This window comes from Kineococcus glutinatus (assembly GCF_039542765.1).
GTDB classification, from domain to species: Bacteria; Actinomycetota; Actinomycetes; order Actinomycetales; family Kineococcaceae; genus Kineococcus_A; species Kineococcus_A glutinatus.
The window spans coordinates 1-4,437 of sequence record NZ_BAABIL010000310.1 but is presented as its reverse complement, the minus strand read 5'-3'; the positions used below and the strand labels follow the sequence as shown (position 1 = coordinate 4,437).

The following is a 4,437-nucleotide window of genomic DNA, read 5'->3' as shown; positions in this document are numbered from 1 at the left end:
CTGACCTTCACCGGTCTGGTCGTCGGCGCCATCTACTCCCTCTTCGCCCTCGGCTACACCTACGACGACGCCGTGGCCCTCGCCGCGCTGTGGAACTCCCCCACCCCCTCCGACGCCAAGGCCACCGCCGGGCTGAAGATCCTCGAGGGCGAGGAACTGCCGATCCCGCCCGGCGGGGAGGCGGCCACGGCCGAGCAGGTGCTCGAGCAGCAGCGGCTCGACGCCTTCTTCGAGGCCGGCTACGACCACGACGACGCCGTGGCGCTGGCGGAGCTGTGGCAGGTCGCCGACGTCGGCGAGGTCAAGGTGACCGCAGGGCGCAAGCTGCTCGAGGACCTCGCCCTGCCGATCGCCCCCGGCTCGGCGCCGGAGGCCCCCGCGCCGCCGCCGAGCGCGGAGGACCGGGCGCTGGAGGCGTTCTTCGCCGCCGCGTACGGCTACGACGACGCCGTGGCCCTCGCCGCGCTGTGGAACTCCCCCACCCCCTACGACGCGAAGGTCACCGCCGGGCAGAAGATCCTCGACGACCTGCCCCTGCCGTTCCCGCCCGGCGGGGAGACGGCGCCCGACGGCGGCGACGGCGACGTCCCCGCGTGAGCGCACCACCCGCGACCGGCGCGCTCGCACCGCACACCGCGCCGCCGACCCCGCCGGTGCTGCGCGAGCGCGTCGGCGTCGAGGTGGAGCTGCTCGCCCCGCGCGGCTCGAGCCGGGCCGAGCTCGCCGCGGAACTCGCCCGGCGCACCGGCGGCACGGCGCGGGCGGTGTTCCACGCCGACGCCGAACCCTCCCTCGTGCCGGGCATGGGGAACTTCCTGCACCTGACGCGGGGTTTCGCCGTGCACCGCGCCGACGGCACCGAGCTGTGCACCCTCGTCGACGACATCACGATCCGCGAGGGGCTGGACCGCACCGCCGGGCCGCGGCCGGGGTGGTTCCGGGTGCTGTCCGACGACGCCCGGCTGCTGCGGCTGGTGGAGAACCTCGCCGACCCGGCGGCGGGGCCCGACACCGTCCTGGACCCGGTGGCCGCGGCCTTCGGCGTTGCGGTGCAGCGCATCGGGCCCGTGCGGCGCCTCGACGACAGCGGCGGTGCCACCGTGGCGCTCGTCGCCCCGCTGCCCGGGGAGCGCGAACGCCCCTGCGAGGTCGTCACCCCGCCGCTGGTGCGCGACCACCTCGCCGCGCTGGAGGAGCTGCTGGCCCCGGCCCGGGAGCTGGGTTTCACCGTGCCCGTCGAGGCGGCCGTCCACCTGCACCTGGACGGCGCGCCCTTCCGCGACGGCGCGGCCTTCCGCAACCTCGTGCGGCTGTTCGGGCGCTGGCGCGGCCCCCTGCGGCGGGTGCTCGGCACGAACCCGGCGTGCCGGCGGTTGCGGCCGCTGCCCGCCGACCTCCTCGCCCTCGTCGAGGACCCCGGGCTGCGGCGCGGCGGGTGGCCGGCGCTGCGGGCGGCGGCGGCCGGCACGGGGCTGACGAAGTTCTTCGACGTGAACCTCACCGCGCTGCTCACCGACACCCCGCGCCGGGACACCGTGGAGGTGCGGGTCCTGCCCGGGTCGCTGCACGGGGCGGAGGTGGTGCAGCGCGCGGCGGTCGTCGAAGGGCTGCTGCGCCGCTGCCGCGCCCCCGAGCCGCTGCCGGCCCCACCCGCGGCCCCGGCCGCCGCCGACGCGGCGCTCGTGGCCCTGGCCGGGGGCTGATCCCTCCCCGGGGCCGGCACGCCCATCTCCGGGTTCGGGCGCCACCAGCCCCGCACCGGCACGCCGAAACCCGGAGACGGGCGCTGCATGCGGCAGGAGCCCGGGGCCGGACGCGGCGGTCAGGACGCCGCGCGGGGCGCCGTCTCCCACTGCAGGTGCGGGGACATCGCCCCGCAGGGCACGTCGAGGGTGTGGCCGGGGTCGCGCACGTCGACGAGGTCGATGTCGTGCTCCAGCAGGCTGCTGGCCGAGCGCGGCCACAGCACCACCCACAGCCAGACGCCACCGGCCTCCCCGACGAACACCGACCGGTCCCCCGGCGCGCCGTCGACCTCCCACAGGGGTGCGCTGGCGCCGGCGGCGTGCACCTTCGCCACCGGCGGGCCGTCGAGCAGGCCGTCGCCGGGGTCCACGTCGAGGCGGCCGGCCAGGTGGGCCCCCAGCCCCGTGCCGGGCACCTCGGAGACCAGCAGCGCGTCGGCCACCGGCTGCTCGGCCGGGCTGCGCAGCGGGTTGGGGCCGCTGACGGCCATCGCGACCGCCTGGGCGCGCCCGCTGCGGCCGTCGCGGGCGCAGCGCACCCCGGTGACGAGCCAGCCGGCGGGCAGCGGCCACGGCAGCCAGACCGGGACGTCGGAGCAGGACGCGAGCCACTCCAGGTGCTCGGTGTCGGCCCGCTGGGCCGGGTGCAGGGGAACGACGTCGCCGTGCGAGGGGCACGTCCACGTGCTGCGCCAGATGGTGGGCGGCCGCACCGCAGCATCGCACCTCGGGCAGGTTCCCTGACCGCTCATGCTCCACCGTCCTACGCCGCGGGAACCCCGTCAACACCAGGGGTGACCAGCCATCGCCGTTCCCAGTGTGCACGAGGTGCGCTCGCGGCGGCGCGCCGGCGACGACCGCCGCGGGAGGGGTTCGACCCGGCGGCGCGGCGGGGCACACTGGCGGGGTGAGCGAGACGCCCCCCAGCGAGGTTCCCGGCAGCCAGGTCCCCGGCGGCGAGGACGCACCGGGCCGGTCCCCCACGGCGGAGGCACCCGCCAGCGAGTCCCTGCCGCCGGAGGACCCGAAGAGCCACCGCTCCCTGCCGCGCTCGGAGGCGTTCCGCCGCTTCATCGCCGACGGCTGGGGTCCCCGGCCGGCCGAACCCACCGCCCCCGACGCCTCGGCACCGTTCGCCGCCGCGCGGCGCGACGTGCTGGCCGGCCTGTTCCCCGGCGAGGTGCTCGTCGTCCCCGCGGGCGGGCTGTCGGTGCGCTCCAACGACACCGACTACCGCTACCGCCCGCACTCGGCCTTCGCGCACCTGACGGGGCTGGGCACCGACCGCGAGCCCGACGCCGTCCTCGTGCTGCTGCCCGGCGCCGGCGGGCACGACGCGGTGCTCTACCTGCGCCCGCAGGCCGAGCGCAGCAGCGAGGAGTTCTACGCCGACGCCCGCTACGGCGAGCTGTGGGTCGGGCCCCGCCCGGGCCTGGCGGCGGTGAGCACCACGACGGGGCTGGAGTGCCGCGACGTGTCCCGGCTGGAGGCCGACCTGGCCGGGCGGCTGGCGGAGGCGGCGACCAAGGGCCTGCGGGTGCTGCGCGAGGCCGACGCGCGCGCCACCGAGCTGGTGGACGGGCTGCGGCCGGGTGCGAGCGGGCAGGAGCGCGAGGAGGCCGACGACGAGCTCGCCACGGCCGTCTCGGAGCTGCGCCTGGTCAAGGACGCCTGGGAGGTCGAGCAGCTGCGGCTGGCGGTGGCGGCCAGCGTGCGGGGGTTCGAGGAGGTGGTGCGCCGGCTGCCCGCGGCGGTGGCCTCCCCGCGCGGCGAGCGGGTGGTCGAGGCGGCCTTCGACGGGGTGGCGCGCGTGGAGGGCAACGGCGTCGGCTACGAGACGATCTCCGCGGCCGGCGACCACGCCTGCACGCTGCACTGGATCCGCAACGACGGCCCGGTGCGCGAGGGCGATCTGCTGCTGCTGGACGCCGGCGTGGAGGTCGACTCCCTCTACACCGCCGACGTCACCCGCACGCTGCCCGTCAGCGGCACGTTCACCCCGGCGCAGCGGCAGGTGTACCAGGCGGTGCTCGACGCCGCGGACGCCGCCTTCGCCGTCGCGCGCCCCGGGGCGCGCTTCCGGGACGTGCACGAGGCCGCGATGCGGGTGGTCGCCGAGCGCCTGGCCTCCTGGGGGCTGCTGCCGGTGGGCGCGGAGGACTCCCTGGCCCCGGAGGGGCAGTACCACCGCCGCTGGATGGCCCACGGCACGAGCCACCACCTGGGCCTGGACGTCCACGACTGCGCGCGGGCGCGGCGGGAGATGTACCTGGACGCCGAGCTGCGCCCGGGGATGGTGTTCACCATCGAGCCGGGTCTGTACGTCAAGTCCGACGACCTGCTGGCGCCGCCGGAGCTGCGGGGCATCGGGGTGCGCATCGAGGACGACGTCCTCGTGACCGCCGACGGCTGCGAGAACCTCACCGCCGCGCTGCCGCGCCGCCCCGACGACGTGGAGCGCTGGATGGCCCGGCTGCGCGCGCCCGGGGCCTGACCGGGGCTCGACCGGGGCGCGGCCGGCCGGGGCGCGACGCCCCGGCCTCAGCCCTCCCGGCCGCCCTCGCGGGCGCGGCGCTCCTGCTCCTCGCGCTCGCGCCGCTCCCGGCGCTGCTTCTCGATCTGCTCGGAGTACGTCGGCCCGGTGGGCGCGGGGGCGGGCTGCTGCTCGCCCGGCGCCGCCGGCTGCCCGTGC

The 4,437-nt window shown here is 77.8% G+C and carries 4 protein-coding genes; 3 read left to right on the top strand and 1 reads right to left on the bottom strand.

Features of this window, described 5'->3' with window-relative positions; all coding sequences use genetic code 11:
- Positions 1-597: hypothetical protein (locus ABEB16_RS12055; protein WP_345712492.1), on the top strand; the 597-nt coding region annotated here is incomplete at its 5' end.
- Positions 594-1,703, top strand: a complete 1,110-nt coding sequence (locus tag ABEB16_RS12050; RefSeq protein ID WP_345712491.1) for an amidoligase family protein — start codon at positions 594-596, stop codon at positions 1,701-1,703. The genes ABEB16_RS12055 and ABEB16_RS12050, both read left to right, overlap by 4 nt.
- A gap of 119 nt (positions 1,704-1,822) precedes the next feature.
- Here ABEB16_RS12050 and ABEB16_RS12045 read toward each other — a convergent pair whose 3' ends face one another.
- Entirely contained in the window at positions 1,823-2,497 is a 675-nt protein-coding gene (locus ABEB16_RS12045; protein WP_345712490.1) for a DUF6758 family protein, read from the bottom strand.
- A 155-nt stretch (positions 2,498-2,652) separates the two neighbouring features.
- Here ABEB16_RS12045 and ABEB16_RS12040 point away from each other — a divergent pair, with 155 nt between their 5' ends.
- Complete coding sequence (locus ABEB16_RS12040) at positions 2,653-4,239, top strand: aminopeptidase P family protein (protein WP_425560175.1); 1,587 nt, start codon at positions 2,653-2,655, stop codon at positions 4,237-4,239.
- The last annotated feature ends 198 nt before the right edge of the window (positions 4,240-4,437 follow it).

Bases quoted from the DNA above. Each gene is read 5' to 3' on its own strand.
- ABEB16_RS12045 (WP_345712490.1), bottom strand. From the start codon at position 2,497: ATGAGCGGTCAGGGAACCTGCCCGAGGTGCGATGCTGCGGTGCGGCCG.